Annotated in this window: 26 protein-coding genes and 1 tRNA gene; 9 read left to right on the top strand and 18 right to left on the bottom strand. The window is 74.4% G+C overall.

All coding sequences use genetic code 11. From position 1 onward, the window contains the following. Positions 1-49: 49 nt before the first annotated feature. Genes ACSP97_RS30660 through ACSP97_RS30645 form a run of 4 tightly spaced genes read right to left on the bottom strand, consistent with a single transcriptional unit; the run spans position 50 to position 3,778 of the window. Positions 50-1,057 carry a DUF5914 domain-containing protein gene (locus tag ACSP97_RS30660; protein WP_358679668.1) on the bottom strand — a complete coding sequence of 336 codons (1,008 nt, stop codon included), beginning with the start codon at positions 1,055-1,057 and terminating at the stop codon, positions 50-52. After that, positions 1,054-2,064 (bottom strand): phytoene/squalene synthase family protein, encoded by a 1,011-nt coding sequence (locus ACSP97_RS30655; protein WP_355531228.1) that lies wholly within the window; start codon positions 2,062-2,064, stop codon positions 1,054-1,056. Before ACSP97_RS30655 ends, ACSP97_RS30660 begins: the two co-directional genes overlap by 4 nt. Further along, on the bottom strand, positions 2,061-3,602 hold the full coding sequence (crtI, locus tag ACSP97_RS30650; RefSeq protein ID WP_388294764.1) for a phytoene desaturase family protein: 1,542 nt from the start codon (positions 3,600-3,602) through the stop codon (positions 2,061-2,063). The genes ACSP97_RS30655 and crtI overlap by 4 nt, the downstream gene beginning before the upstream one ends. Next, positions 3,599-3,778 carry a hypothetical protein gene (locus ACSP97_RS30645; protein WP_440555255.1) on the bottom strand — a complete coding sequence of 60 codons (180 nt, stop codon included), beginning with the start codon at positions 3,776-3,778 and terminating at the stop codon, positions 3,599-3,601. The genes crtI and ACSP97_RS30645 overlap by 4 nt, the downstream gene beginning before the upstream one ends. Positions 3,779-3,996: 218 nt before the next feature. On the opposite strand from ACSP97_RS30645, the gene ACSP97_RS30640 reads away from it, so the two are divergent. The 3 genes from ACSP97_RS30640 (at position 3,997) to ACSP97_RS30630 (ending at position 7,633) form a co-directional block, all read left to right on the top strand. Beyond that, complete coding sequence (locus tag ACSP97_RS30640) at positions 3,997-5,208, top strand: lycopene cyclase family protein (protein WP_440555253.1); 1,212 nt, start codon at positions 3,997-3,999, stop codon at positions 5,206-5,208. Positions 5,209-5,324: 116 nt separating this feature from the next. Then, positions 5,325-6,059 (top strand): methyltransferase domain-containing protein, encoded by a 735-nt coding sequence (locus ACSP97_RS30635; RefSeq protein WP_358269924.1) that lies wholly within the window; start codon positions 5,325-5,327, stop codon positions 6,057-6,059. Beyond that, positions 6,056-7,633 carry an FAD-dependent oxidoreductase gene (locus ACSP97_RS30630; RefSeq protein WP_391870582.1) on the top strand — a complete coding sequence of 526 codons (1,578 nt, stop codon included), beginning with the start codon at positions 6,056-6,058 and terminating at the stop codon, positions 7,631-7,633. Before ACSP97_RS30635 ends, ACSP97_RS30630 begins: the two co-directional genes overlap by 4 nt. 3 nt (positions 7,634-7,636) lie before the next feature. On the opposite strand, the gene ACSP97_RS30625 is transcribed toward ACSP97_RS30630, so the two are convergent. Together ACSP97_RS30625 and ACSP97_RS30620 are read right to left on the bottom strand one after the other, a co-directional pair. Beyond that, entirely contained in the window at positions 7,637-8,134 is a 498-nt protein-coding gene (locus ACSP97_RS30625) for an MSMEG_6728 family protein (protein WP_355153094.1), read from the bottom strand. Positions 8,135-8,195: 61 nt separating this feature from the next. Continuing rightward, complete coding sequence (locus tag ACSP97_RS30620; protein WP_355153092.1) at positions 8,196-8,561, bottom strand: helix-turn-helix domain-containing protein; 366 nt, start codon at positions 8,559-8,561, stop codon at positions 8,196-8,198. 130 nt (positions 8,562-8,691) lie between these two features. Between ACSP97_RS30620 and ACSP97_RS30615 the strand changes: the two genes are divergently transcribed. Then, the gene (locus tag ACSP97_RS30615) at positions 8,692-9,105 is read left to right on the top strand and encodes an STAS domain-containing protein (protein WP_440555250.1); all 414 of its coding nucleotides are present in this window, start codon (positions 8,692-8,694) and stop codon (positions 9,103-9,105) included. 4 nt (positions 9,106-9,109) lie between these two features. Here the strand turns inward: ACSP97_RS30615 and ACSP97_RS30610 are convergent, their stop codons facing one another. Beyond that, positions 9,110-10,282 carry a PP2C family protein-serine/threonine phosphatase gene (locus tag ACSP97_RS30610; RefSeq protein ID WP_440555248.1) on the bottom strand — a complete coding sequence of 391 codons (1,173 nt, stop codon included), beginning with the start codon at positions 10,280-10,282 and terminating at the stop codon, positions 9,110-9,112. A 152-nt stretch (positions 10,283-10,434) separates the two neighbouring features. On the opposite strand from ACSP97_RS30610, the gene ACSP97_RS30605 reads away from it, so the two are divergent. After that, entirely contained in the window at positions 10,435-10,923 is a 489-nt protein-coding gene (locus ACSP97_RS30605) for a MarR family winged helix-turn-helix transcriptional regulator (protein ID WP_355153089.1), read from the top strand. Positions 10,924-11,191: 268 nt separating this feature from the next. On the opposite strand, the gene ACSP97_RS30600 is transcribed toward ACSP97_RS30605, so the two are convergent. The 7 genes from ACSP97_RS30600 to ACSP97_RS30570 form a co-directional block, all read right to left on the bottom strand. Next, the gene (locus ACSP97_RS30600; protein ID WP_355153088.1) at positions 11,192-11,587 is read right to left on the bottom strand and encodes an STAS domain-containing protein; all 396 of its coding nucleotides are present in this window, start codon (positions 11,585-11,587) and stop codon (positions 11,192-11,194) included. Then, positions 11,584-12,669, bottom strand: coding sequence for a cobalamin B12-binding domain-containing protein (locus ACSP97_RS30595; protein WP_355529921.1), 1,086 nt, complete (start codon positions 12,667-12,669; stop codon positions 11,584-11,586). Before ACSP97_RS30595 ends, ACSP97_RS30600 begins: the two co-directional genes overlap by 4 nt. Continuing rightward, positions 12,666-14,255 carry a SpoIIE family protein phosphatase gene (locus ACSP97_RS30590; protein WP_440555245.1) on the bottom strand — a complete coding sequence of 530 codons (1,590 nt, stop codon included), beginning with the start codon at positions 14,253-14,255 and terminating at the stop codon, positions 12,666-12,668. Before ACSP97_RS30590 ends, ACSP97_RS30595 begins: the two co-directional genes overlap by 4 nt. 299 nt (positions 14,256-14,554) lie before the next feature. Then, positions 14,555-15,034 (bottom strand): ATP-binding protein, encoded by a 480-nt coding sequence (locus tag ACSP97_RS30585; protein WP_440558497.1) that lies wholly within the window; start codon positions 15,032-15,034, stop codon positions 14,555-14,557. A gap of 115 nt (positions 15,035-15,149) precedes the next feature. After that, the gene (locus tag ACSP97_RS30580) at positions 15,150-16,007 is read right to left on the bottom strand and encodes an RNA polymerase sigma factor SigF (protein WP_440555243.1); all 858 of its coding nucleotides are present in this window, start codon (positions 16,005-16,007) and stop codon (positions 15,150-15,152) included. A gap of 130 nt (positions 16,008-16,137) precedes the next feature. Further along, a complete protein-coding gene (locus ACSP97_RS30575) occupies positions 16,138-16,500 on the bottom strand; it encodes an STAS domain-containing protein (protein ID WP_355322984.1) in 363 nt (120 codons plus the stop codon). A 99-nt stretch (positions 16,501-16,599) separates the two neighbouring features. Further along, on the bottom strand, positions 16,600-17,472 hold the full coding sequence (locus ACSP97_RS30570) for a helix-turn-helix transcriptional regulator (RefSeq protein ID WP_440555241.1): 873 nt from the start codon (positions 17,470-17,472) through the stop codon (positions 16,600-16,602). Positions 17,473-17,606: 134 nt separating this feature from the next. On the opposite strand from ACSP97_RS30570, the gene ACSP97_RS30565 reads away from it, so the two are divergent. Then, a complete protein-coding gene (locus ACSP97_RS30565; RefSeq protein WP_382073375.1) occupies positions 17,607-18,368 on the top strand; it encodes an SDR family oxidoreductase in 762 nt (253 codons plus the stop codon). Between the two features lie 353 nt (positions 18,369-18,721). Further along, on the top strand, positions 18,722-19,741 hold the full coding sequence (locus tag ACSP97_RS30560) for a DUF6924 domain-containing protein (protein ID WP_355323124.1): 1,020 nt from the start codon (positions 18,722-18,724) through the stop codon (positions 19,739-19,741). 106 nt (positions 19,742-19,847) lie between these two features. Here the strand turns inward: ACSP97_RS30560 and ACSP97_RS30555 are convergent, their stop codons facing one another. Then, positions 19,848-20,789: an alpha/beta hydrolase gene (locus tag ACSP97_RS30555; protein WP_440558496.1), complete on the bottom strand. Its 942-nt coding sequence runs from the start codon at positions 20,787-20,789 to the stop codon at positions 19,848-19,850. 114 nt (positions 20,790-20,903) lie between these two features. Here ACSP97_RS30555 and ACSP97_RS30550 point away from each other — a divergent pair, with 114 nt between their 5' ends. Next, entirely contained in the window at positions 20,904-21,791 is an 888-nt protein-coding gene (locus ACSP97_RS30550) for an MmyB family transcriptional regulator (protein ID WP_440555239.1), read from the top strand. A 160-nt stretch (positions 21,792-21,951) separates the two neighbouring features. On the opposite strand, the gene ACSP97_RS30545 is transcribed toward ACSP97_RS30550, so the two are convergent. Together ACSP97_RS30545 and ACSP97_RS30540 are read right to left on the bottom strand one after the other, a co-directional pair. Continuing rightward, positions 21,952-22,025: transfer RNA gene (locus ACSP97_RS30545), tRNA-Pro, on the bottom strand. An 84-nt stretch (positions 22,026-22,109) separates the two neighbouring features. Next, positions 22,110-22,661, bottom strand: coding sequence for a hypothetical protein (locus ACSP97_RS30540; protein ID WP_355153076.1), 552 nt, complete (start codon positions 22,659-22,661; stop codon positions 22,110-22,112). A 130-nt stretch (positions 22,662-22,791) separates the two neighbouring features. On the opposite strand from ACSP97_RS30540, the gene ACSP97_RS30535 reads away from it, so the two are divergent. Beyond that, positions 22,792-23,136, top strand: coding sequence for a cupin domain-containing protein (locus ACSP97_RS30535; RefSeq protein ID WP_355529905.1), 345 nt, complete (start codon positions 22,792-22,794; stop codon positions 23,134-23,136). Here the strand turns inward: ACSP97_RS30535 and ACSP97_RS30530 are convergent. Beyond that, positions 23,126-24,142 carry a LacI family DNA-binding transcriptional regulator gene (locus tag ACSP97_RS30530; RefSeq protein ID WP_440555236.1) on the bottom strand — a complete coding sequence of 339 codons (1,017 nt, stop codon included), beginning with the start codon at positions 24,140-24,142 and terminating at the stop codon, positions 23,126-23,128. The genes ACSP97_RS30535 and ACSP97_RS30530 overlap by 11 nt on opposite strands. Between the last annotated feature and the right edge of the window lie 58 nt (positions 24,143-24,200).

The following is a 24,200-nucleotide window of genomic DNA, read 5'->3' as shown; positions in this document are numbered from 1 at the left end:
TTCCGGCCCGTCTCGATCGGCGGTCCGCCCGGCCGCGGCCGGGCGGCGGTCACGCTCGGCCCGGGAAGCGTCCCGTGGAGCGCAGGTTCCAGCGCCGTTCGGCGTACGCGAGGTCGTCGCGCCACAGCCGGCCCGCGGTACGGCGGACCACCGGGGCGACGAGTGCCGCGGCCCGGCGGGCCACCGCGAACCCGCGCCGTCCGGAGGTGGCCACGACCGCCTCCACGACCGCGGTGCGCGGCCTGCCCAGGGCGTCGGTGCCCAGCGGCGTCGCATGGGTCTCCACGACGGAGCCCTCGCCCTCGCCGTCGGTGATCCGCATGACGACGGTGCGCGGGCCGGGCGCCGTGAACACCGCGCGGACGGGCACGACGAGTCGTCCGGCGAGCCTGAAGGACACGTCGACCGTGAACGCGTCGTCCGCGCCGGGGACGCCGACCACAGTGAGGTCCACGAAGGAGTACGGGTGGAACCAGGCCCCGTGCCACGGGTCGAGGCGGTTGGCGACCACGTCCTCCGGTTCGCAGCGGCCCGCCGCGGTGTACACGGCCGTCAGCGCGCGGTCCGCGCCGGGGCGCTCGGGCACCGGCGGGCTCCCGGTGGGTTCCTCGCCGCCGGCGTCGTCCAGCCGCACCCACAGCAGCACGCCGTCGTCATGGGCCGGCCAGGGCTCCCAGCCGGTGAACGGCCCCCCGTCCAGGGCGAGTCCGTGCCAGTGGCACACCAGGGTGCCGCAGCGCACCGGGCTGTCCCGCAGCGGCGCGCCCAGATGGGGGCAGATCCCGGGCCCGGCGACGAGGCGGCCGGTCGCGTCCCGCCACAGCACCACCTCCCGGCCGGCGACGGTGCGGCCCAGCGGCCGGTCCGGGCGCAGCTCGCCGGTGGCGCCGACGACGTACCAGTTGCCGGTGGGGCGGGCCCGGGCCCGGTCCAGCGCGTCGGCGATCAGTCCGGGCCGGGCGTCGCGCCAGGTCGGACGCTGCCGCTCCCAGGCGACGGGCGCCCGGCGCAGCCGCACCGGCAGGCGTCCGCTCCGGGGCCGGGAAGGAGGCGTCACCGGACCTCCTCGGGTCGGGGGAACGGGGGGAAGTGCCCGGCGGGGACCCGGATCGCCGCGCGCCGGTCGGCGATCCGGGCGGCGGTCACCCGCAGCAGCCCGTCGGCGGCGACCAGCGCGCGGCGCCTGCGGGGCACGGCGGTACGGCGGTGCAGCACCGCCCAGCCGTCGGCGGCGACGGCGTCCAGGATGCCGCCGTAGAGCACGAACGCGGTGCGGATGCAGGGGCGGGCGACGGGGTCGAGCATCGCCAGTCCGGGGGCGGCGCGCCGGTAGGCGGCGCGGGTGAGGGCCGCGAACTCCCGTACCGCGGCGGTGACCCGGGGGTCGGTGCGGCCGCTGTCCCGGCAGTGCCGCAGCAGTGCGCGGTCGACCCGGTGCGCGGCGAGCAGGTCCTGGGGCAGGTAGATCCGGCCGCGGTCGAGGTCCTCCCCCACGTCCCGCAGAAAGTTGGTGAGCTGGAAGGCGACCCCCAGTTCGGCGGCGTAGGGCGCGGCCTCCGCGCGGGGCACCACGGTGCCGAGGACGGGCAGCATCTGGAGCCCGATCACGGCGGCCGAGCCGTGCATGTAGGCGCGCAGTTCGTCGTAGTGGGCGTATTCGGTGACCGTCAGATCGCTGCGCATGGCGGTGAGGAAGTCGGCGAAGTGGCGGTGGTCGATGGTGTAGCGGCGGCTGGTGTCCGCGAGGGCGACGATCACCGGGGCGGCGCCCTTCCCGCCGGCCAGTCCCCGGGCGAGGTCGTCGGCCAGCCGGTCCAGGGCGGCGGCCCGGCGCGCCGTGCCGGTGCCGTCGTGGCCGCCGGGGCCGGGTACGTCGACGATGTCGTCGGCCCAGCGGGCGAAGCCGTACAGGGCGTGCACGGCGGGGCGCCGGGCGGGCGGCAGGAGCCGGGTGGCGAGGAAGTAGGTGCGGCCGTGCCGGGCGTTCAGTTCCCGGCAGTGGCGGTAGGCGGCGCGCAGCCGGGGATCGGTGATGCCGGCGGCGTTCAGTTCCCGTGCGGTCATCGTCGCGCTCCCTGGGCCACCGGTGTGCCTCGCCTGCGGGTGGCGGGCCGTGGGCGGGGCCGGCCGGTGATGCGGGCGGCGGCCAGCTTCCCCGACAGCAGTACGGGCGGTACGCCCACGCCGGGGGTGGTGCCGCAGCCCGCGAGGACGGCGTTGGCGGTGCCGCGCACCAGGTTGCGGGGCCGGAACGGGCCGGTCTGCGCGAAGGTGTGCGCGGCGGAGAAGGGGGTGCCCGCCGCGTGTCCCAGCACGCTCCAGTCCGCGGGGGTGACGAGCCGTTCGGTCTCGATCGCGGACGCGATGCCGGTCAGGCCCCGGCGGTCCAGCTCGCGCAGCAGGCCGTCGCGGTAGCGGGGGGCGAGAGCGGCCCAGTCGGCGGGGCCGGGGCCGATGTCGGTGTTGGGGCAGGGAGCGAGGACGTAGTGCAGGTGGCGGCCCGGCGGGGCAAGGGACGGGTCGGTCGCGGTGGGCCGGGTGATCAGCAGGGACGGGTCGCTCATCAGCTCGCCGGTACGGGTCAGCTCGTGGAAGGTGCGCCGCCAGGCGTGCCCGAACGACAGGGTGTGGTGGGCCAGTTCGGGCCAGGTGCGGTCGCAGCCGGCGTGCAGCACGACGGCCGACGGGGCGTGGGTGAGCCGGGCCGGGCGGCGCGGGGCGCGGCCCAGCAGGCGGTAGGCGACCGGCAGGTCGGGGGTGAGGACGACGGCGTCGCAGGGGACGCGGGTGTGCTCGGTCAGGACGGCGGTGACCCGCTCGCCGCGGCGTTCGAGGCCGGTCACCCGCTCGCCGTAGCGGAACGCCGCGCCCGCCTCGGCCGCGGTGTCGGCCATGGCGCGGGGCAGCGCGTACATGCCGCCGCGGGGGAAGTACACCCCGGCGACGGTGTCCATGAAGGCGATGACCGCGTAGGCGGCCAGGGCCCGCTCGGGCGGCACACCGGCGTACAGGGCCTGGAAGGAGAAGACGCGGCGCAGCCGTTCGTCGCGCAGGTGGCGGGCGACGCGCGCCTCCCAGCGGCCGAAGCCGCCGAGCGCGGCCAGCCGCAGCAGGTCGGGGGTGAGCAGCTGAAGCGGCGAGTCGAAGTCGGCGTCGAGGAAGCGGCCCCGCTCGGTCCGGTACAGCCTGCCCAGCCAGTGCCGCAGCCGGCGGTACCCGGCGGCGTCGGCGCCTCCGGCGAACCGTTCGATCTCGGCCTCCATCGCGTCTGCGTCGGTGTGCACGTCGAGAAAGCCGCCGTCGGCGTAGCGCGCCCGGTAGGCGGGCCGCAGCGGGACCAGGTCGACGCGGTCGCGCAGCGCGGCCCCGACCGCGGCGAAGGCCTCGTCGGCGATCTCCGGCATGGTCAGCACGGTGGGCCCGGTGTCGATCAGATAGCCGCCGAGTTCCAGCCGGCCGGCCCGGCCGCCGGGCCGGGGGTCGCGTTCGACCACGGTGACCCGGCGGCCCGCGCCGAGCAGGTGCAGGGCGGCGGACAGGCCGGCCAGCCCGGCGCCGACGACCACGACGTGGTCGGTGGGTCCCGTCACCGTCCTGGTCACCGGCCCGCCCCCGGCCCCTCGCAGGTGCGGACCGGGCCCGTGCCGCCGTACGGGCGGTGCGCGGGGGTGGGTGTGCCGGTGGGCCCGGCCGGCGGGCCGCCCCGTGCCCGGCCGCCCGCGCCCGGCCGGGGCGTCGGCTCCGCCGGGGGCCGGCCGGTCGCCTGGGTGCGTCGCATCGCGGTTCCTCTCGCCCGTGGCGAGCCCGGCTCGGCGCGCCGTGCTCGCGTTGGTCGTCCGTCGTGGTTCTTCCTTCTCCGCCACACATTCCGTGCGGCGGCCCCCGGGGGATGCGCCGTTCGGTGGATGTGCGGGCCCGATGGGCACCCGGCGGACGCCCGGCGGAGCCCTGGGGCGGCGAGACTGGCCGGAGCAAGGGCCCGTGGAGGGAGCCGCCGTGGACGTGGAGTCGGACGTCGCCGTCGTGGGCGCGGGGGCCGCCGGGCTGTCGCTCGCCCTGCGGCTGGCCCGGCCGCCCGCCGGGGCGCGCCCGGTGACGGCGGTGCTGCTGGCGGCGCCGCCCGGCCCGTACCGGGCGGCGCGCCGCACCTGGTGCTACTGGGAGGCGGGCGCCGGGCCGTACGACGAGGCGCTGACCGCGTGCTGGCAGCGGCTGCGGGTGCGCTCCGGCGACGGGCGTACGGTCGACCGCGCCATCGCGCCGCTGCGGTACAAGATGCTGTCCTCCCCCGCCTTCGAGGAACTGGCCGGGCGCGGGCTCGCGGGAAGTCCGTGGGTGCGGACCGTGCAGGCGGTGGTCGAACGGGTCGAGTCCGCGGCGGGGGGTGCGCTGGTGCACGGCCGGCGGCCGGACGGCGGCCGGGTGACCGCGCGCGCCCGCTGGGTGTTCGACTCCCGGCCGCTGCCGCGGCTGCCGCCGGCCCGCACCACGCTGGTGCAGCACTTCCGGGGCTGGTTCGTGCGCACCGCCCGGCCGGTGTTCGACGCCTCCGCCGTCGAGTTGATGGACTTCCGCACCCCGCAGCCGCCGCACGGGCTGTCGTTCGGCTACGTCCTGCCGACCGGCCCGCGGGAGGCCCTGGTCGAGTACACGGAGTTCTCCCGCCGCCCGCTCGGCCCGGAGGCGTACGACCGCGCGCTGCGGCGGTACGTCACCGGGACCCTGGGCATCGGCGCGCACGAGGTGACGGGGTGGGAGCAGGGGGCGATCCCGATGACGGACGCGGACTTCCCCCGGCAGAGCGCCGCGCGGGTGTTCCGGATCGGGGCCGCGGCCGGGGCCACCCGGCCCGCGACCGGGTACACCTTCAGCGCCGTGCAGCGCCAGGCCGGTGCGGTGGCCGCCGCGCTGCACGCCGGGCGGCGCCCGCTGCCCCCGCGTCCGCACCCGGCCCGCTCCCGGTTGATGGACGCGGTGCTGCTGCACGCCCTCGACCGCGGCCGGATCGACGGCCCGGCCTTCTTCACCGAGTTGTTCGCGTCGGTGCCCGCCGTCCGGCTGCTGCGCTTCCTGGACGGTCGCACCAGCTGGCCGGAAGACCTGTCCATCGGTCTGCACGTGCCCGCCGCCGCGATGCTGCGCTCGGCCCTCGCGCTGCCGTTCGCCCCGCGCCGCGACAGCCGCACCCCGCGCGCGGAGACCGCATGACCGCGCCGCGCGACGCCACTCGGGCCGCCGCGCCCGTCCACCACCCCGCCCACACCGCCGCGGCGCATCCCGGCAGCGCGCCGCCGACCACCCCTGACACCCCCCACGGAGACGCCATGCCCCTGCTGCGCGACGCCGACCTGGCCGCCGCGTTCGACCGCGCCGCCGACCACTACGACCTGCTGCTGGCGGCCAACCCCGGCCACCGCACCCAGCTGCGCCGCTCCGCCCGCCGCCTCGGCCTGCGAACTCCGGGGACGGGACTGCGTGTGCTGGACCTCGGCTGCGGCACGGGGGGCTCCACCGCGGCGCTGGCGGCCGTGCTGCCGGGCGCGGACATCACGGCTGTCGACGCCTCGGCCGGCATGCTGCGGCGTGCCGCCCGCCGGTCCTGGCCGTGCCCGGTGCGCTTCGTGCACGCTCCGGTGGAACGCCTCGCCGAGGCCGGGGTGCACGGCCCGTTCGACGCGGTCTTCGCCGCCTACCTGCTGCGCAACACCGCCGATCCGGACGCCGTCCTCGCGCACGCGCACCGGTTGCTCGCGCCGCACGGCCGGCTGGCGGTGCACGAGTACGCGCTGAGCGGGCGCCCGGCGCACCGCGCGGTGTGGAGCGCGGTGTGCGGCGGGCTCGTCCTGCCGGTCGCCACGCTGCTCGGCGACGGGCCGCTCTACCGGCACCTGTGGCGCAGCGTCGCCACGTTCGACACGGCCGGGCAGCTGGGCCGGCGGGTGCGGCGGGCCGGGTTCGAGCGGGTGCGGGTGCTGCCGCTGCCGGGCTGGCAGACGGGCATCACCCACACCGTCGTCGGCCGCCGCCCGTCCGCCGCCGCCGAGGGGGCCGGGCGATGAGCGTTCCCGGCCGCCGGTCCGCAGCCGCCCGCGCGCCCCGGCCCGGCCGGGACCGGCGGGCCCGGTCGCTGCCCGCGCCGCCCGGCGCCGCCCGCGCCGAGGGGTCCGGCGTTCCGGACGTGGCGGTCGTCGGGGGCGGCATCGCGGGCCTGACCGCGGCGACCGCGCTGGCCGAGCGGGGCGTGCGCGTCACCGTGTACGAGCGCGAGGACCAGCTGGGCGGACGGCTCGCGGGGTGGCCCACCCGGCTGGCCGACGGCACGACGGTGACGATGAGCCGCGGCTTCCACGCCTTCTTCCGGCAGTACTACAACCTACGGGCGCTGTTGCGCCGCACGGATCCGTCGCTGGACCGGCTGACCGGCCTCCCCGACTACCCCCTGCGGCACGGCGGCGGCCGGCAGGACGGCTTCCGGCACGTGCCGCGCACACCGCCGCTGAGCGCGCTCGGGTTCGCGGCCCTGAGCGGCTCCTTCGGCGTGCGCGAGCTGGCCCGGATGCGCCCGCGCGCCGCGCTGCCGCTGTTCGACGTGCGGGTGCCGGGGGTGTACGAGCGGTTCGACCACGTCAGCGCGTACGACTTCCTGGAGGCCATCCGCTTCCCTCCGGCGGCGCGGCAGCTGGCCTTCGAGGTGTTCTCCCGGAGCTTCTTCGCCGACCCCCGAAAGCTGTCGGCGGCGGAGATGGCGCTGATGTTCCACATCTACTTCCTCGGCTCGGCCGAGGGCCTGTTGTTCGACGTGCCCCGGGAGCCCTTCCCGCGGGCGCTGTGGGACCCGCTCGCCGAACGGCTGCGCGGGCTCGGCGCACAGCTGCGCACCGGTACCGCCGTGGAGGCCGTCGCCCCGCGGCCGGCCGGCGGCTTCGCGGTGACCGCCGCGGGCGGCGAGGAGCCGTACGACGCCGTGGTGCTCGCCCTCGATCCGGGGGGCCTGCGTTCCCTGGTGGCCCGCGGTGGCGGGCTCGGTGACGCCGAGTGGCGCGAGCGCGTGGCCCGGCTGCGCACCGCACCGCCGTTCCTGGTCTCCCGGCTGTGGCTGGACCGGCCGGTGCGGCCGGACCGGCCCGGCTTCCTCGGCACCAGCGGCTTCGGCTCCCTGGACAACGTCAGTGTGGTCAGCGGCTGGGAGGGCGAGGCGGCCCGCTGGGCCGCCCGGACCGGCGGCGCGGTCGTCGAACTGCACGCCTACGCCCTGGCCGAGGACGCCGACCCGGCGACCGTGCGCAAGGAACTGCTGGACCAGCTGAACCGGCTGTATCCGGAGACCCGCCGGGCCGGGGTGGTGGACGCCCGTCACGAGTGGCGGGCCGACTGCCCGCTCTTCCCGGTGGGCGGCCACGCCGACCGGCCCACCGTGGACACGCCCACGCCCGGTCTCGTCGTCGCGGGCGACACGGTCCGCACCGGTCTGCCGGTGGCGCTGATGGAACGGGCGGCCACCAGCGGATTCCTCGCCGCCAACACCCTGCTGCGCCGCTGGGGGCTGCGCGGCCACGCCCTGTGGACGGTCCCGGACCGGGGCCGCACGGCGGCGCTGCGGTGGGCCGCGGCACTCGCCGGGGACGGCGGGTGAGCCTCACGGGCCGCGCCGGTCCCCGGCGCCGTCCAGGCCCTCCCGGTCGGAGGCCGGCCACACATAGGGCAGGTCGTCGGGCACGCCGGGGAACTCGGACGCGTACGCGTCCCGGTCCTTGCGGACGAGCGCGGACCGGTGGCTGCGGTGGAAGTCCTCGTCACCCAGCCACGGCGGCAGCTCCCCGGCGGCGGCGAGCGCGGCCTGGCCGCGGACGCGGGCACCCGGGCGGGCGGCCTCGTACCCGGCGACCAGGGAGGCCGCGCAGCTGTCCTGATGCCCGCGCTCCCGCCAGACCCGGCACACCTCCAGGCCGTAGCGGACCAGAGCCTCCTCGTAGCCGCTCCACATGCGCACGGCCGGGTGCCTGCGCCAGCCGTAACCGGGCACGGTCAGGCCGCGCAGGACCTGCAGCGCCTCGACCCGCTGTTTGCCCAGTCGGCGCCGGTCGAGGAGCTGCGCCGAGCGCCGGAAGTCGGAATCGGGCAGGAACGTCTGCATGGGCACCGCCTCCGACGTGGTGCCGGGCCCGCCGCCCGCCCGCCGGCACGGGCGGCGGGTCCTACGACTGTGCGGCGCCCGCGTGCCGGGGAGCGGGCTGTGCGGGCGGCCCGGAGCGGTGCGCCTCGTCCTGGACGAGCAGCGACAGCAGCGAGGCGACCGTGAGGCCGAGTCCGGCCTCGGCCGGGTGGCGCAGGATCTTGCCGGGGTCGATCCGGTAGGTGTTCCCCCGCCCTTCCCGGGTGTGGGAGAGGTAACCGTCCTCCTCCAGATCGACGATGATCTTCTGCACGGCTCGTTCCGTGAGCCGGCAGTGCGCGGCGATGTCGCGGATGCGGGCGTTCTGGTTGTCCGCGATGGCCGCGAGGACGCGGGCGTGATTGGTCAGAAACGTCCATCCGGTGTGGGGCTCGGGCACTCCATCCATGTCTTGAGTTTACCGAGCCGGTGTTCATGCACTCAAAAACACGTACTACATTTCATGCATCGCTTGACGTATTTTGGTGTCGTGGGAAGGCTGGAGCCGACCCCCGGGCGCTCAGATGAGGGAGTGAGCCATGCAAGACCCCGTCCGCCACGCCTCTCCCCTGCTCTCTCCGGGCCGCCGCCCGGGGAGCCGGGGGGACCGGCGCGGCTCACTGCTCCCCGGCCTGGCGATCGCCTCGTACACCGCGGACGGCCCCTGGACCCGGGTGGAGATAACGGGCGAGCTGGACCTCGACTCCGGCACCCGGCTCCGTGACGGCCTGCTCGCGGCGCTCGCCACGGCCGAGCGCGGCCTCGAACTGGACCTGGGCCGGCTCGACTTCTGCGACTGCGCGGGCCTGGCCGTCCTGATGGAGCTGCACCGGCGGGCCGGCCTCCAGGACAAGGCGGTGGTCGTCCGCACCGCCGGTGCCGCGGTCGGCCGGCTGCTGTCCCTCCTCGGCGCCCAGCGGCTCTTCGCGCCCGCGCCGGAAGTGCGGAACTGAGCGGTCAGTGCACGTCCGGCCGGCCCCGCCAGTCCAGGCAGACCACCAGCGCGTCGTCCTCCGGCTCGGCCCCGTACCGGTGGCCGGTCAGCTCGCGCAGGACGGTGCGCGGCACCTCCGCCGCGGGCAGCAGCCGGGTGGACTGGATCGCCCGGACCAGGGCGGCGTCCCCATAGGGCTCCCCCAGGGGCGAGGCCACCGCGTGCACCCCGTCGCTGACGAAGACGAGCCGGTCCCCGGGCTCGACCTCGAACTCCTGGGCCACGTAGTCGGTCTCCTCGAACATGCCGAGGGGCAGCTGGGCGTCGAACGTGATCCGCTCCACCACGCCGCGCCGCAGCCGCAGCAGATGGGGGGAGCCGGCGTCCACCACGCTCACCCGCCCGGTGGCCACGTCGAAGTCGAACAGCAGGACCGACAGATGGCAGCGTCCGCGGTAGTGGCCGTAGACGGCCTGGTCCGCCAGGGCGGCCTGGTCGGCGATGGAGACCCCGGCCCGCCGCGCGTTGCGCAGCGCGTTGATGGCGAGGGTGGTCAGCAAGGACGCCTCCATCCCCTCGCCCATGCCGTTGGTGACGTACAGCATCAGGCGGTCGGCGGTGGCCGACCAGTCGTAGTTGTCGCCGAAGATGGCGTAGGCGGGCTCCAGCTGGGCGGCCAGGTCGTACTCGGGCAGCGAGAACGACCGGCCGGGCAGCAGCTGCCACTGCATCTCGGCGGCGAGGGTCAGCCGGTCCTTGCGCCGCGCCTGCACGAACAGGTCCGTGTCGCGCTCGGCCACCAGCACCTCACGTCCCAGCACCTCGGCGACCTCGCACAGTTCCGCCTCGTCGTGGCGGGCGTGGTCGGGGCCGGGCAGCGTCACGGACAGCACGCCGATCCGGTCACCTCGCACCGTGACCGGCAGATGGAGCCGTACCCGGCCGTCCCGGCAGTGCTCGGCGTGGCAGCGCTGCGAGCCGAAGGCACGGCCCGCCGGCGTGTTGAACACCGACACCGGCCACGACGCCCGCGGCGGTACGGAAACCGGCTGGAGCACGCTCAGGCCGTAGTCGGCCATCAAGAACTCGACGGCCTCAGCCGCGTACTGCTCCTTCAGTACGCGGCCGAGAGCGTCCAGCAACTGGTGGGGGGCCGCCGTCCGCAGGGCGCGTTCGGCGGCGATGAGTCTCTTCACGATGAGGAATGAACCAATCTGTGTCGCCGGACGGCGTGTGGACCTGACGGGCGCGGGGTGCCACACCCCGTGGACCGCGCCGTTCGCTCGGGCCATCCGCCGCCGGCACCCATAGCTAGTACGCTGGCGGGCACCCCAGTGCCTGCGAGAGTGTGACCGTGACTGCCTTCCACCGCCGCCCGGAGCCCGACGAGATCGCACGCGTGACCTCCACGGCCGCGGAGTTGCTGGAAGTCCTGTGGGGCCGGGCCTCCACCGCGCCCGCCTCGGCGTCCCAGCTGCGCCTGCTGCACATCCTGGAGCACAACGACGGCGTCAACATGCGCACGCTCGCCGAGTCGCTCGCCTCGACCCCGCCCGCGACCAGCCGGTTGTTCGACCGGCTCCAGGCGGCCGGCTTCGTGGAACGCCGGCACAGTCCGGAAGACCGGCGCGAGGTACGCCTCGGCCTCAGCGGCCGGGGCCGCGCCTTCCTCGCCGACCTGCGCGGACGCCGCGAGGCCGAGCTTCGGGCGGTGCTGGAACTGATGCCGGCGGGGAAGCGGACCGCCCTCGCCGAAGGGCTGGAGGCGTTCTGCGCCGCGGCGGCGGCCCAGATACACGACGAGCAGGCGCACGGATCGGGCAGCAAGTCCGCCTGAACCGCAGCGCGGCGCGTGATCGCCCGCCGTGCACGGCGGCTCGCGCACGGAGCGGCCTGCGCCGACCGGAGCATCCCTGTTCCCTCCCCGTGCCCATGCGACACGGCTACCTTGTTGCCATCCGGCGATAGTTGTCAAACGGCAACTGCAAGTATGTGACCGTCATACGCAGGCATCTCACAACCTCCTCACCACTGCGCTTACCCCTGAAAGCGCGCTGTGCGCGCCGGGTGTGGCGCACCTCTCGGCGGAGGTACCGAGCATCCCTTCAGGGGACCCCGGCCCGGGTGTGGTCGCCGTCCTCCTCGGGGCCGGGAAGTTCCGCGGCGGTCACGGGACCGGTGAGGTGGTCGAGGATGTCGGTGAGGCGCAGCCGGTGGTCGAGGAAGCCCGGCCGGTTGTCCAGGCGCAGGGCGGCGCCGAGCGCGCTGGTGGTCCGGTGGATCATCAGCAGGGCGGAGAGGCCGGAGGAGTCGATCCAGGTCAGGCCGCCGAAGTCCAGCCGTACCTCGGCGGTGTGCCGGTGGCCGCGCAGATGCCCGACGACGGTCTCCACCAGTTCGTCGCTGGTGTCGTAGTCCAGCTCACCCGCGATGCGCACGGTGCAGCCCGCGGGATCCTCCGTGATCTCCACGCTGAACTCGGCGGGGAAGTAACCGGTCATGCGCGGGTGCCGGGGCGGGCGGTGAGGTCACCGGGGCGGGCGTCGAGGGCGCGGTTCCCCTCGTCCAGGAGGCGCAACGCGCGGGGAAAGTCGCGCAGTTGGGCGGCGAGGAGGTCCAGCCCCGCCCGCAGGGAACGCGCCGGGACACCGCGTGCCTCGAGTATGCCCGCGGTCCAGGCGAGGAACGTGGCGAACACCTCGGCGTCGTCGACGTAGAGGGCGCAGGCCAGGAAGTCGACGATGTGGGCGACGTCCTCGGCCGTCCGTTCCCGCTGCACGTCGGTGTAGGAGCGCACCGCGTGGAAGCGGTCCTCCAGATCGGCGAGGGTCTGCTTCACCAGCCGCCCGCGGGAGTGGACGACCAACGTGTACTCCTGGTCGGCCAGGTGCGGCAGGTCGTCGACCACCTGCCGGGCCGCGGCGGGGGCCGGCCGCGGCAGGCCGCGCGCCAGCACGTCCGCCGCGCCGCGGGCGTCCGGGGCCCAGGCGTCGGCCCCCAGTGCCCGGGCGTACTCGCCGTCCCGGCCGAAGGCGCGGCCACCGGCCAGGACCGGGACGCCGACGGCCTGGCAGGCGGTGATCGCCGTGTGGGCGGCCGGCAGCCGGGTCGGGAGCGAGCCGGACAGCAGCATGGCCCGCGGGTCGGTGTGGTGCAGATGGGCGATGAGGTGCGGGGTGGGCGTCTGGGCGCCGAGGTAGTCCACCTGCCAGCCGCGCAGCCGCAGCACCTCGGCCACCAGCCGGGCCGGGAAGGCGTGCCACTCGCCGTCCACGCAGCCGACGGTCACCCGGCCCCGGGGCGCCGGGCCGTCGCCGCCCGCCGACATGCGGGCCACGGCGGCGACCACCCGCTCGTTGACGGCCGTGGCGGCGTGCTCCACCGCGACGCCGATCCGGTCGGCGGCCCACTCCTCGCCGATCTTCTCCTGCACCGGGGCGATCACGTCCAGCAGCGCCGTCTCCGCGTCCATCCCGGCGGCCAGCGCCGCCTCGACGGCGGCCACGCCGGCGTACTCGTCACCGGCCACGACGGCTTCCCACAGCCGCGCGCGCTGCGCGGCGGCCCGGGCGACCCGACTCACCTGCTGCTCCTCCTGATCCGCGACGGCCGGCCCTCGCCGTCCGCCACTGACGGCGGACCGCTCCTGGGCGCGCTGATGGCGAGGACGGCCATGTCGTCGTGGCGGCCCCCGCCGAGCCACTGGGCGGCGAGCATCTGCACCCGTTCCACGACGGCTTCGGCCGGCATGCCCGCGCACTCGGCCAACGCGCGCCTGAGCCGGGCCTCTCCGAAGAACTCGTCACCGAGCGGGCCGCCACGGGCCTCGGTGATCCCGTCGGTGTACAGCAGGCAGGTCTCCCCCGGCGCCAGCGTCGTCTCGACCGTGTGCGCGCTCACCGCCGGCAGCGCGCCGACCAGCGTGCCGCGGGTGGGGACCTGCTCCACCTCGCCGTTGGCGCGGACGATCAGCGGCGGCAGGTGTCCGGCGCTGGTCAGCCGGGCCCGCACGCGCCCGTCCCGGCGGCTCACCGAGGCGAGCACCAGCGTGGCGAACCGGGCGTGGTGTGAGGTCAGCAGGGCGCCGTTGAGCAGGGTCAGGACCCGCTGGTGGTCGGCGGCGAGCGGCAGCAGCGCATGCAGGGTGTTGCGGATCTTGCCGGTCAGCACGGCCGCGTCCAGGCCCTTGCCCGCGACGTCGCCGAGGACGACGACCGTCTCCTGGTCGGGGCCGGCGCCGGGGTGGAAGTCGTAGAAGTCGCCGCCGACCCGTTCGTGGTCCTTGGCCGGACGGTATCCGGCCGCGTACTCCACCCCGTGCACCCGCTCCAGGGTGGGCGGGAGCAGTTCGCGCATCAAGGTGGCGGTGATGGCGGCCTGTTCGGTGTAGAGCCGGGCCGCGGACAGGGCGGCACCGGCCCGTGCGGCGAACAGCCGGGCGAAGGCCTCCTCCCCGTCGGAGAAGGACCTCTCGGTGCCGGCGCGCAGCAGCACCAGCGCCCCGGCGGGCACCCCGTGGCCGGGCAGCGGGGCGATGATGACGGAACCGGGCGGCTCGGTGAACCCGTCGGGGAGCAGCCAGTCCGGGATGTCGTGGGGATCGATCCAGCGTGCCGGCACGGGCGGGAAGCCCTGGAGGGCCTCGCTGAGGCCGTGCACGCCGAACGGGTCGATCGTCCGGGTCACCTGGCTCACCGGACCGCCGCGGCGCGCGTACGTCAGGGTGTGGCGCCGGCGGTGCGGGGGTGCCACGAGCACGGCCGCCTCGGCCAGGTGCTCGGCGGCCATGGCGGCGACCTCCTCCATGCAGCGGGGCACGTTCAGCGTGGACAGGAGCCGGCTGGACGCCTCCGCGAGGACGCCGGCCCGCTCCTGGGCGCTGTGCAGGGCCCGTTCGGCCCGCCGGCGGTCGGTGTCGTCGACCAGCCACCACACCACGCCCCCGTCCGTGGACGGCGAGGGATGGGCCTCGAAGACGCGTTCGTCGATGACGCCGGTCAGCGGGCCCGGCGTGGCGCCCGGCGTGCCTTCGACCACGTGCCGATGGGCGTCGGACAGCCAGGACGGCGCGACGCCGTCCAGCCGGTCGCCGTCGGCGGCCTGCGGCAGGAGGGAGCGGGCGGCCCGGTTGAGCCGCACGAGGGCGCCGTGCCGGTCGACGACCAGCACGGGGCAGGGGGCCTCGCCCCACGCCGCACCGACACGGGCGGCGACGTCGCGCGGGCTTGCGGGGGAGCCGCGAAATGCGCACACAAGCAGGGGCACGCCTGATGCGCGCCCCACCACCTTCCTGCCCTGGGAAATAGATGCCTTCCGGCAACAGTTGCGCATCCTGCTGCCGGACGCAACCCGCTTCGCCCGGCCGGGGACAATTGCCGCCGTCGGTAAACCGCCTGGGGGCCCGTCAGGCATCGGGAAGAAGGGCAGGTCCGCATCCCGGCCCCGGCGGGCGCCGCGGACCGGGTGTGTCACCGTGCGCCGGGGGCGTTCACAGCGGGGCACGCGCCGGGAGTTTGGCCGGCCGCGCGCCCGGTGGGACCTTTGTCGGCGAGGGCGACGCGGGCGGTGACCCTCTTGCCCGTCCCCTCGCGGTGCGCCTCGAAGGTCTCGGCGACGGCCAGGACGATCTCCAGGCCGTGCTGGCCCACCCGGCTCGGTTCGGCGGCCCGGGCCACCGGCAGCACGGGGTCGGAGTCCCGCACCGAGATCTCGATCAGGCCGCCGACGATCCGCAGGTCCAGGCCGAACGGGCCGGGAGCGTACTTGCAGGCGTTGGTGACCACTTCGCTGACCACGAGCTGGGTGAGGTCCAGGGCCCGGTCGGAGACCTCGATGCCGTGTTCCGCCCGCACGCGGTCCAGGAACCGGGCCGCGTGGTGCCGCGCCGCGGCGATGCAGCCGACGTCGCCGTCGAACTCCACGGCCGCGGCGGGCGGTTCGGCGGGCATGCTCCGCCCGGCGCCGGCGGGGGCCCAGGACGCCATGGAAGTCGTTCGCACTGCGTTCACTCGCCCGCCAATACCCCGCATCCCGGACTCCATCCCCCGTTTTTTGTGACGTCTGTCACGCAGTGGCCAGCAGACCCTCCTTGAGTCGCTTGAGCGTGCGCGACAGCAGCCGGGAGACATGCATCTGGGACACCCCGAGCCGCTCGCCGATCTGGGCCTGGGTGAGCTCCTCCACGAACCGCAGGTGCAGCAGCAGCCGGTCGCGCTCCTCCAGTTCGGCGATCATCGGCGCGAGGGCGTGGAAGTCCTCGACCAGTTCGAGCGCCGCGTCCTCGGCCCCGATGAAGTCCTGCAACGCGGACTCGCCGTCCTCGCTGCCGCCGATGGCCGCGTCCAGGGAGGCGGAGTTGTAGCCGTTGGAGGCCAGCCGGGCCTCGACGACCTCGTCCTCGGACAGGCACATCAGCTCGGACAGTTCCTTGACGGTGGGCGTACGGCCCAGCCGGCTGCGCAGTTCCTCGGTGGCGCGGGCCAGCTGCACCCGGGCCTCCTGCAACCGCCGCGGCACGTGCACCGCCCAGGACGTGTCACGGAAGAACCGCTTGATCTCGCCCACGATGTACGGCACGGCGAAGGAGGTGAACTCCACCTCCCGGGAGATCTCGAACCGGTCGATCGCCTTGATCAGCCCGATCATGCCGACCTGGACGATGTCCTCCATCTCCTCCGGCCCGCGGCTGCGGAACCGGCCGGCCGCGTAGCGGACCAGGGACATGTTCATCTCGATCAGCGTGTTGCGCGCGTACTGATACTCCGGCGTGCCCTCCTCCAGCCGTGCCAGCTGGTCGAAGAAGACCTTCGACAGCTCGCGCGCGTCCTTGGGGGCCACAGCAGCGGGGTCCGTGACTCCGGTCAACTCCACCGTCCCGTCTGCCGCGCAGACGTCCGTCTTCACCGCGCCGATCGCAGTCAACCCGCTCCCCTTTCGTACCCGAGCCGCCCTTGAGGCGGCTGTCCTTGCTCGCGCCCGGTTACCCCGGTCCGCGCCGCACATGCACGGCGTGACGACGATCACGCCGACCGGCGCGGCACGAGCGGCGCCTTCACCACCCGCCGGTGGTACGCACCGCCTCGGCGCGGGAGTTCGTGAGGGTGAAGTGTTCCAGGGTGCCGCTGATGGTGAGCAGCCTGGTGACGCTCTCCTGCAAGGGGCCGAGGAGGACGAAGACGCGGCCGTTCGCCTGGTGGCGCCGCCGCGCGTCCAGCAGCGAACGGAGCAGCTGGCTGTCGCCGAAGGTCAGCCCCGTCAGGTCCACCACCGTGGCGGGCATGTCGCACTCGTCCGCCTCGTCCCAGGCAGCGCCGAGCAGGTCGCTCTCGTCGTAGTCGATCTCACCGCGCACCACGACCTCGAAGACCCGACTATGCCGTCGGACCTGCACGAACGTCTCTGACTCCCAGCGCATCCCGACATCCTGCCATCCCCCGACACGCCGAGGCGACCCCGCCCCTGGGCCGTGTCCTCGACGCGCTCGTGCCGGGCGGTGCCCGTCCCGCGCGCCCCGTCACCCGCGCGTGGCGTCCGCCGTTCCGTCCTGCGCCGGGCCGGTGGTCCCGTCGGCCCCGCTGTGCGACAGCGCGGCGAGCAGCCGCAGCTTCTCGTCGCTGTCGCTGTCCTTGTCGGGGTAGTAGACGACGAGGATGACGTCGTCGACCGGGAGTTTGTCGCGGTGCAGGCGCAGTTCGCCGACGACGGGGTGGTGGACCGTGGTCGTGCCCCCGTCGAGGCCGCGGACGTCGTGGCGGGCCCACAGGGTGCGGAACCGCTGGCTGGACAGCGCGAGTTCGCCGACCAGCTCGACGAACCGGGGGTTGTCGGTGTCGTCCCCGATGGTGGTGCGCAGGGCCGCGACGAAGTCGGCGGTGGCCCTCGCCCAGTCCTCGTGGAAGGCCCGCTCCTCGGGGTCGAGGAGCAGGGAGCGCAGCCGGTTCTCGCCGGGTCGCAGGCGCGGGGAGAGGGCGACGGCCATCGGGTTCGAGGCCAGGACATCGAACGCCCGCCCTTCGACGAACGCGGGGATCTGGAGGTGGGCGAGCAGCTGGTGCACCCGCGCCGGCACGTGCTCGGGCCGCTTGCGGCGCGGCGCCCTGGGGCGTGCCGCCGCGAGGCCGAGCAGATACGTCCGCTCGACGTCGTCGAACCGCAGGACGCGCGCGAGGGCTTCGAGGACCTGGACCGAGGGGTTCTTGTCCCGGCCGCGTTCCAGGCGCAGGTAGTAGTCGGGGCTGATCCCGGCGAGCAGTGCGACCTCCTCCCGGCGCAGGCCGGGCACCCGGCGGTTGCCGCCGGGCGGCAGCCCCGCCTGCTCCGGGGTCACCAGCTCACGCCGGGCCCGCAGGTAGGCGCCGAGCCGGTTGTCGGATTCCTCATCCTTCATACCGACACCGTAATGCGGTGCGCGGGCACGAGCGGGGGCCCTGGCAGGACCAGGGAGAACGGGGGCACTGCCACGCCCGGCGGGCGCGGCCGAGACTGCGAGGGAACTGTTCACCCATGTGAAGGGAAGATCTCGTGGATCTCTCGAACCGCACCGTTCTGGTCGTCGGCGGAACCTCGGGCATCGGCCGGGAGCTGGCCCGGCGGTTCGCCGCGGCGGGCAGCACCGTGGCCGTCGGCGGCCGCAGCCCGGAGGCCCTCGCGGAACTCGCCGGAGAGGGTTTCGGCACGTTCGCTGTCGACGTCACCGACGATTCCTCCGTCAGGGCCCTGCGCGACACCGTGCTCGACCGGTACCCGGAGCTGGACACGGTGGTCACCATGTCGGGCGTCATGCTCCTGGAGGACCTGCGCGACCCCGCGCACTTCGAGGCGGCCCGGACGACGATCGACACCAATCTGCTGGGCACCATCCGGGTCGTCGACGCCTTCACCCCGCATCTGGTCGGGCGGGGCGCCGGCACCTTCGTCACCGTCACCTCCGGCATCGCCTTCCTGCCGTTCCCGCCCATGCCCAGCTACGCCGCCTCGAAGGCCGCGGTGCACGCCTACTCCGAGGCGCTGCGCGCGCAGCTCGACGGCACCGGTGTCGACGTCGTCGAACTGGTCCCGCCGGCCGTCGCCACGGCGGGCCAGGAGAAGGTGAACCCGCACGCGCTGCCGCTCGACGGCTTCGCCACCGAGGTCATGGAGCTCCTCTCGGCGGAGCCCACGCCCCACGAGATCCTCGTGAAGGGCGTGCTCGGCCACCGCTGGGCCGAGCGCGACGGCACCTACGACGACCTCGTGGCCCAGCGCTCCCGGGCCCTGGCCATGCTCCCCGGCCGCGACGGCTGACGCCTTTCCCGAGTCCCGGGGCCGCCGGGCCGCGGGACTCGGACGGGCCGCGGGGACGAACAGGTCCGACGACACCTCGGACATGTGCGCATTCCAGCCGCCCACCGCCCCGTAACTCGCCAGCCCACGGCACCGGGCCCCGGCTGCGACCGCACCTGAACACGTGGGCTGTCCTCAGGCTGATAGGCCTGCCCGTGTCCAGGGGGACGGCCGCCAAGTGGTCTCGCAGGCTGCTTGTCAGTGCCTGCTGGTAGAACGAGCAACTGACAGTCCACGGCGATACTCGCGAGGTGCCCTTGACACGCCCTGCCCTGCCCCTGCCCCCGGCCCATGACGGTCCGCGCGTGTCGGGCATGCTGCTGATCCGCACCCACCACGGCGACGACGACGCCTGGCGTGACGTGCTCTCCCGCATAGGCGAACTGCCCGGTCTGGTCGCACCGCGCCCGGGACACGAGGCCGACGCGGTGCCGCGGGAGCCCATCCCCCGGCGCCTGATCGTGGTGGACGACCGCGCTTGGCAGGGCGCCACCCCCGACGAGGTACGCGAGGCCCTGGACGCAGACGGGACGTGGATTCCCGACCTGGTCCTGCTTGCCAACGACAGGACCACGGCCAACCCCCACCTGCGTCCGCTGCTGGCGTTCCGCGGCACCGACGGGGACACGTTCCGGATCACGCCCCGCCAGGCGGCCCTGACCTACCTGGTGCTGCACCTCCCGTACCAGGAGACGACCCTGGAGAACTTCGAGGAGGAAGCCCCCGCCGAACCCGATTGGGAGCCCGAGGAGGGCGAGACGGCGGAGGACTGGGAGGACGCCCTCCCCGATCCCGCGGGTACCTACCTGGAGTCGCTCAACCCTCCGCCGCGCTACGAGCCCCCCACCCGGGCCCTGCCCCTGCTCACCCAGGAGAACTTCGGTCTGCTCGTGCGCACCGACTTCACCGATGATGCCGCCTGGACGTCGCTCCTCGATACCGTCTACCGCCCCAGGCCCGGCTACGACGACCCCATCAAGGACTTCGGCGACTACATCCACACCGTGGACGACCCGACGTACGAGGGCTCCAGCCCGGAGCAGCTCATGTCACTGGTCCTCGACAACCAGGAGAACCCCGATCTCATGACCGCGGACCTCGTGGTGATCGCAGACGGGAACACCATGCGCGATCCCGACCATCGCGTCCTGGTCGTGCCTCTGGACGGCCCCATCGGGTACACCTTCCGAATGGACCCTGAGCGGGTCGGAAGCATGGTGGTCAACCTGGCGCTCGGCAACATGGACATCGAGGCGTTCATGGACGACCGCACCAAGGCCGAACTTCCGGGAATGCAGTGGCTCAAGGACGTGCTTCAGGGCGGTGGTTCGTAGACGGGAACGCCGGACACGACGAGCGGTCCGGGATTCGGCGGCGGACTCCTGACAGACGTCCACGGGTGCGTGGTGACCGACGCCCGCACAGGCACCGCGTCCCGCCTCACGCAGCAGCGGCAATGTCGGTGCGGCGCGCGTCACCAGCGAGTTGCGCACCGAAGAAACCGACGAGTTTCCCGACCGCCGGACCGACGTACTCGGGTTTGTCGTAGAGGTCGACGTGGCCGGCTCCGTCGATCCAGAGCAGTTCTTTGGGCTCCTGTGCGTCGGCGAACGCTTCGGTGGTCATGTGCCGCGTGACCGCTTCGGTGCCGACGATCATCAGCAGGGGGCGCGGAGCGATCATGGCGATGAAGCGGAAGGGCTCGAAGACGGCGATCCGGTCGATGCTCGACCAGGTGAACTCCTTCGCCGAGCGAGGATGCCGAGCACGGTCGGTGCGGTAGTACTCGAAGCCCTCGACGCCGTGCTGCCCGCCCAGCGCACGAGCCTCCTCGGCGGTCGCGGGGAAGACGGGGAAGCCGCCCGCGCCCTCTCCGCGCGCTTCCGCGGTCCGGGCCGCCGCGGCGGCATCCAGCATGGACTGGAGCACGGCGGGGTCCTGGGTGTCGTCGGCGCCCTTGCGGAACTGGCGGCCGATGTCGGCGGCGCTGACGGTCGCGACGGCGCGGATGCGGTGATCCGTGGCCGCGGCCGGGACGACGTAGCCGCCCGAGGCGCAGATGCCCAGCGCGCCGATGCGTTCCGGGTCGACCTCCGGCCGGGTGCTCAGGAACGACACCGCCGCTTTGAGGTCCTCGACACGGTGCGCCGGATCCTCCAGTCCGCGTGGTTCTCCGCCGCTCTCGCCCTGGTAGGCGGCGTCGAAGGCGAGCGTGATGAAGCCCTGCTCGGCAAGGCGGGAGGCATAGAGACCTGCGGCCTGCTCCTTGACACCGCTGGCGGGGTGGCCGACCACGATCGCGGGCCGGGTAGCGGCTTCCCCGTCGGGAAGGTGGAGGCGCCCGGCGAGAGGGATGCCGGCGCTGTCGAAAGTGATGTCCATGTGGTTCATGACGTGAGCGTCGAACAAGGGCAGCGGGCGTACAAGCGGTGGTTTTCTCCCCCGGAAGGATCCTGCCCTCCCACGCGAAGCAGCCTCGTGCACACAATGGGGTTCATGACTTCCGCACGTGACACCGGGGAAGTGGGCGCCTTCCTGAAGGCGCGCCGCGCCGAGCTGACGCCGCGTGAGGTCGGCCTGCCCGAGACCGGGCGGCAGCGGAAGGTGGCGGGGCTGCGCCGGGAAGAGGTCGCGCAGCTGGCAGCGATCAGCGTCGACTACTACACCCGCCTTGAGCAGGGGCGCGCACCAGCCTCCGCCTCCGCCCTCGCCGCCGTCGCCGCCGCGCTGCGGCTCGACGAGGACCAGCAGGCGTATCTGTACAAAATCGCCGGCAAGACGGACGCGCGGCCGCGACGCCGGCACACCCGGCAGAGCCCGCGCCCGGCGATGCGGCGCCTCCTCGACCAGCTGACCGCCACTCCGGCGATCGTCCTCGGCCGGTACATGGACGTACTCGCCTGGAACCCCGCGGCCGCCGCGCTGTACACGGACTTCGGCGCGATCCCGGTGCAGCGGCGCAACTACGTACGGCTCGTCTTCACCGACCCCGTGATCCGCGCACTGCACACCGAGTGGGAGCACGACGCCCGCGACGCCGTCGCTGCACTGCGCATGGAAGCCGCCTCGGATCCCGACCGACCCGAACTCGCCCGGCTGGTCGGCGAACTCGCCGTCCTCGATCCTGATTTCCGCACGTGGTGGGCCGAACACCGGGTCAACAGCGCGACGTACGGCACCAAGCGCTACCGCCACCGGGTCCTCGGGGATCTCACCCTGGACTGTGACACCTGGACCAGCCCCGACGGCAGCGGGCAGCGGCTCATGGTGCTCACCGCCGAACCGGGAACCCCCTCGGCCGAAGCACTGCGCATCCTCGCCTCCTGGACGGCTCCCGCCCACACGCACACCCAGCCCGCGACGGCCTCCAAGCCGACAGTGTGACGGCCCTGCGCACCACGCAGCGGATACGAGCACCTTCACGCGGGGGTTTCGGAACCTGTGGGCCCCTTCAAGGGCGCCGGTCCCCGACTGGTCTCCGACAATGATCAAGGGCCGGTTTCGGATGCCTCCGAAACCGGCCCTGATCTGCGACTGTCTCCAGTCGGGACGACAGGATTTGAACCTGCGACCCCTTGACCCCCAGTCAAGTGCGCTACCAAGCTGCGCCACGTCCCGTCGTGCTCCGCGCGGGCTGTGCCGCGTGATCACGCAGGTCAACCCTACCGTATGCGCGCGGGTGCCCGGGCATCGGCGGCCGGATCACTTGATGAGGGCGTTGGCGACCACGACGACGAGGCCGAGGAGGGCGTCGCCGAGGCCCATCAGGACGGCGGCCGGCCAGGTGCGGGCGGCCTGCCGGGCGGTGATCAGGCCGAGGGTGAAGAGGATCAGGATGTTGAGGACGAACGCGGGGTACTCCACGCCCTTCGCCGGCCACCACCCCCAGCCCGAGCCGGCGAGCAGGAACACCGTCGGCAGTACCGCCGTGACCAGCGGCCACTCGCCGCGCAGGGCGCGCAGGCCGTCCCCGCGGCGGTGCGGGGCGCGCTCGGCGATGTAGTGGGCGTAGCCGTGGGCCATGGCGGAGGCGAGCGCGGTCACCAGCAGCCAGACGGCGTCGTAGCGGCGGCTCGCGGGCGTGGTGCCGCCGTAGCGGCTGAGGGCGGCGACCATCGAGCTGGCGAGGACGGCGCCGTATACCCCGCCGAACAGGACGGCCTCACGGGTGCTGTGCCCGCCGGGCGGCCGTCCGTCCGGCGCGTGCTCATGGGGTCCGTCCGGCTCGCGGGCCGCCGCGGTCGAGTCCGCCATGCCTTCCACGGTCGCGCCCGCCACACGGCGCCGCCAGTCGGCGCGGCCCGACGAAGTGTCCTGCGACCAGGTCCGATGCCGCACACTCTGTCGACGGCGGCGGCTGTGCGGGCCCCACTAGGGTCGGCCCATGACGCACAGTTTCGCGCTCCACATCGCCGACGCCGACCTCGAACCCGAGCCCCTCGACCCCGCGCGGATCGTCTCCGGGAACCCGGAGGTGACCGGGAAGGTGGTCTGGCAGTCGGCGGACGGCCGGCGGATACGCGGGATCTGGCAGATCACCCCGGGCGTGGTCACCGACACCGAGGCCGACGAACTGTTCGTCGTGATCAGCGGCTCGGCGACGATCGAGTGCGAGGACGGGCCGACGTTGCGGGTCGGGCCGGGCGACATGGCGGTGCTGCGGGCGGGCGACCGTACGACGTGGACCGTGCACGAGACGCTGCGCAAGGCGTACGCCGTCAGCCTCTAGGAGCCCCCGCCGAGGCGGCCACCGCGGCCGTCGTCCCCCGGATCTCCAGCGTCGGCGCCGCCAGGTGCAGCCGCCCCGGGGTGCCCGGCCGGTCGAAGCGGTCGAGCAGGCAGTGGGCGGCCCGGCGGCCGACCTCGTGCGGGGCGGCGTCCACGGTGGTCAGCCAGACGTGCCGCAGCCGGGAGATGCTGGTGTTGTCGTAGCCGGCCACGGACAGATCGCGCGGGACCTTCAGGCCCAGTTCCTCGGCGGCCGACAGAGCGCCGACCGACGCCATGTCGTTGACGGCGAACAGTGCCGTGGGCCGCCGCGGGCGGCGGAGCAGCCGTACGGTGCCCCGGTAGCCGCCCTCCTCCGTGAGGTCGCCGGGCTCCACCAGCGGCTCGGCGCCCCGGGCCCGCATCGCCGCCTCGAAGCCGCGCCGGCGCAGCTCGCCGACGGCGCCGTGGCCCGCGAGGTGCGCGATCCTGCGGTGGCCGAGGTCGAGCAGGTGCTCGGTGGCCAGGCGGGCGCCGCGCTCGTCGTCCCCGGCGATCACGTCCACCCCGTCGGGCTGCGGTTCACGGGCGCCCGCCACCACCACCGGCATCCGGTGCGCGAGCACCCCGAGGGTGCCCGCGTCCGGGACCGTGCCGACCACCACCAGGCCGTCCACGCCCAGGTCGAGGAAGGGTTCGGCGAGGTCGTGGCCCAGCCGCCGGTTGAGGCGGGCGTCGGCGAGCAGCATGCGCAGTCCGGCCGCGTGCAGCGGCGGGTTGAGGCCGTCGAGCAGGTCCACGAACCAGGGGTTGCGCAGGTCGTCCAAGAGGACGCCGATGGTGCGGGTGCGCTGTTCGCTGAGGCTGCGGGCGGCCGCGTTGGGCCGGTAGCCCAGCTCGCGCACGGCCCGCAGCACGGCCTCCCGCTTCTCCGGGCGCACCGGACCCGAGTCCCGCAGCACCAGGGAGACCAGCGATTTCGACACCCCGGCCCGTTCGGCCACATCGCGGATGGTCGGCGGTCTCATGAGGTGGACCGTTCCATGGGGTGAGTCCCGCTGTCAAAGGGTTGACAGCCCCGCCATG

It is taken from the genome of Streptomyces sp. SCPE 10, assembly GCF_051980735.1.
Classification (GTDB): domain Bacteria; phylum Actinomycetota; class Actinomycetes; order Streptomycetales; family Streptomycetaceae; genus Streptomyces; species Streptomyces misionensis.
Note: the sequence above shows the minus strand (reverse complement) of the source record. Positions and strands in the feature narration are given on the sequence as shown.

Bases quoted from the DNA above. Each gene is read 5' to 3' on its own strand.
- ACSP97_RS30555 (WP_440558496.1), bottom strand. From the start codon at position 20,789: ATGGACATCACTTTCGACAGCGCCGGCATCCCTCTCGCCGGGCGCCTC.
- ACSP97_RS30645 (WP_440555255.1), bottom strand. From the start codon at position 3,778: ATGCGACGCACCCAGGCGACCGGCCGGCCCCCGGCGGAGCCGACGCCC.
- ACSP97_RS30585 (WP_440558497.1), bottom strand. From the start codon at position 15,034: ATGCCCGCCGAACCGCCCGCCGCGGCCGTGGAGTTCGACGGCGACGTC.
- ACSP97_RS30630 (WP_391870582.1), top strand. From the start codon at position 6,056: ATGAGCGTTCCCGGCCGCCGGTCCGCAGCCGCCCGCGCGCCCCGGCCC.
- ACSP97_RS30615 (WP_440555250.1), top strand. From the start codon at position 8,692: ATGCAAGACCCCGTCCGCCACGCCTCTCCCCTGCTCTCTCCGGGCCGC.
- ACSP97_RS30655 (WP_355531228.1), bottom strand. From the start codon at position 2,064: ATGACCGCACGGGAACTGAACGCCGCCGGCATCACCGATCCCCGGCTG.
- ACSP97_RS30540 (WP_355153076.1), bottom strand. From the start codon at position 22,661: ATGGCGGACTCGACCGCGGCGGCCCGCGAGCCGGACGGACCCCATGAG.
- ACSP97_RS30570 (WP_440555241.1), bottom strand. From the start codon at position 17,472: ATGAAGGATGAGGAATCCGACAACCGGCTCGGCGCCTACCTGCGGGCC.
- ACSP97_RS30575 (WP_355322984.1), bottom strand. From the start codon at position 16,500: ATGCGCTGGGAGTCAGAGACGTTCGTGCAGGTCCGACGGCATAGTCGG.
- ACSP97_RS30530 (WP_440555236.1), bottom strand. From the start codon at position 24,142: ATGAGACCGCCGACCATCCGCGATGTGGCCGAACGGGCCGGGGTGTCG.
- ACSP97_RS30625 (WP_355153094.1), bottom strand. From the start codon at position 8,134: ATGCAGACGTTCCTGCCCGATTCCGACTTCCGGCGCTCGGCGCAGCTC.
- ACSP97_RS30550 (WP_440555239.1), top strand. From the start codon at position 20,904: ATGACTTCCGCACGTGACACCGGGGAAGTGGGCGCCTTCCTGAAGGCG.
- ACSP97_RS30535 (WP_355529905.1), top strand. From the start codon at position 22,792: ATGACGCACAGTTTCGCGCTCCACATCGCCGACGCCGACCTCGAACCC.
- ACSP97_RS30620 (WP_355153092.1), bottom strand. From the start codon at position 8,561: ATGGATGGAGTGCCCGAGCCCCACACCGGATGGACGTTTCTGACCAAT.
- ACSP97_RS30600 (WP_355153088.1), bottom strand. From the start codon at position 11,587: ATGACCGGTTACTTCCCCGCCGAGTTCAGCGTGGAGATCACGGAGGAT.
- ACSP97_RS30560 (WP_355323124.1), top strand. From the start codon at position 18,722: ATGCTGCTGATCCGCACCCACCACGGCGACGACGACGCCTGGCGTGAC.
- ACSP97_RS30635 (WP_358269924.1), top strand. From the start codon at position 5,325: ATGCCCCTGCTGCGCGACGCCGACCTGGCCGCCGCGTTCGACCGCGCC.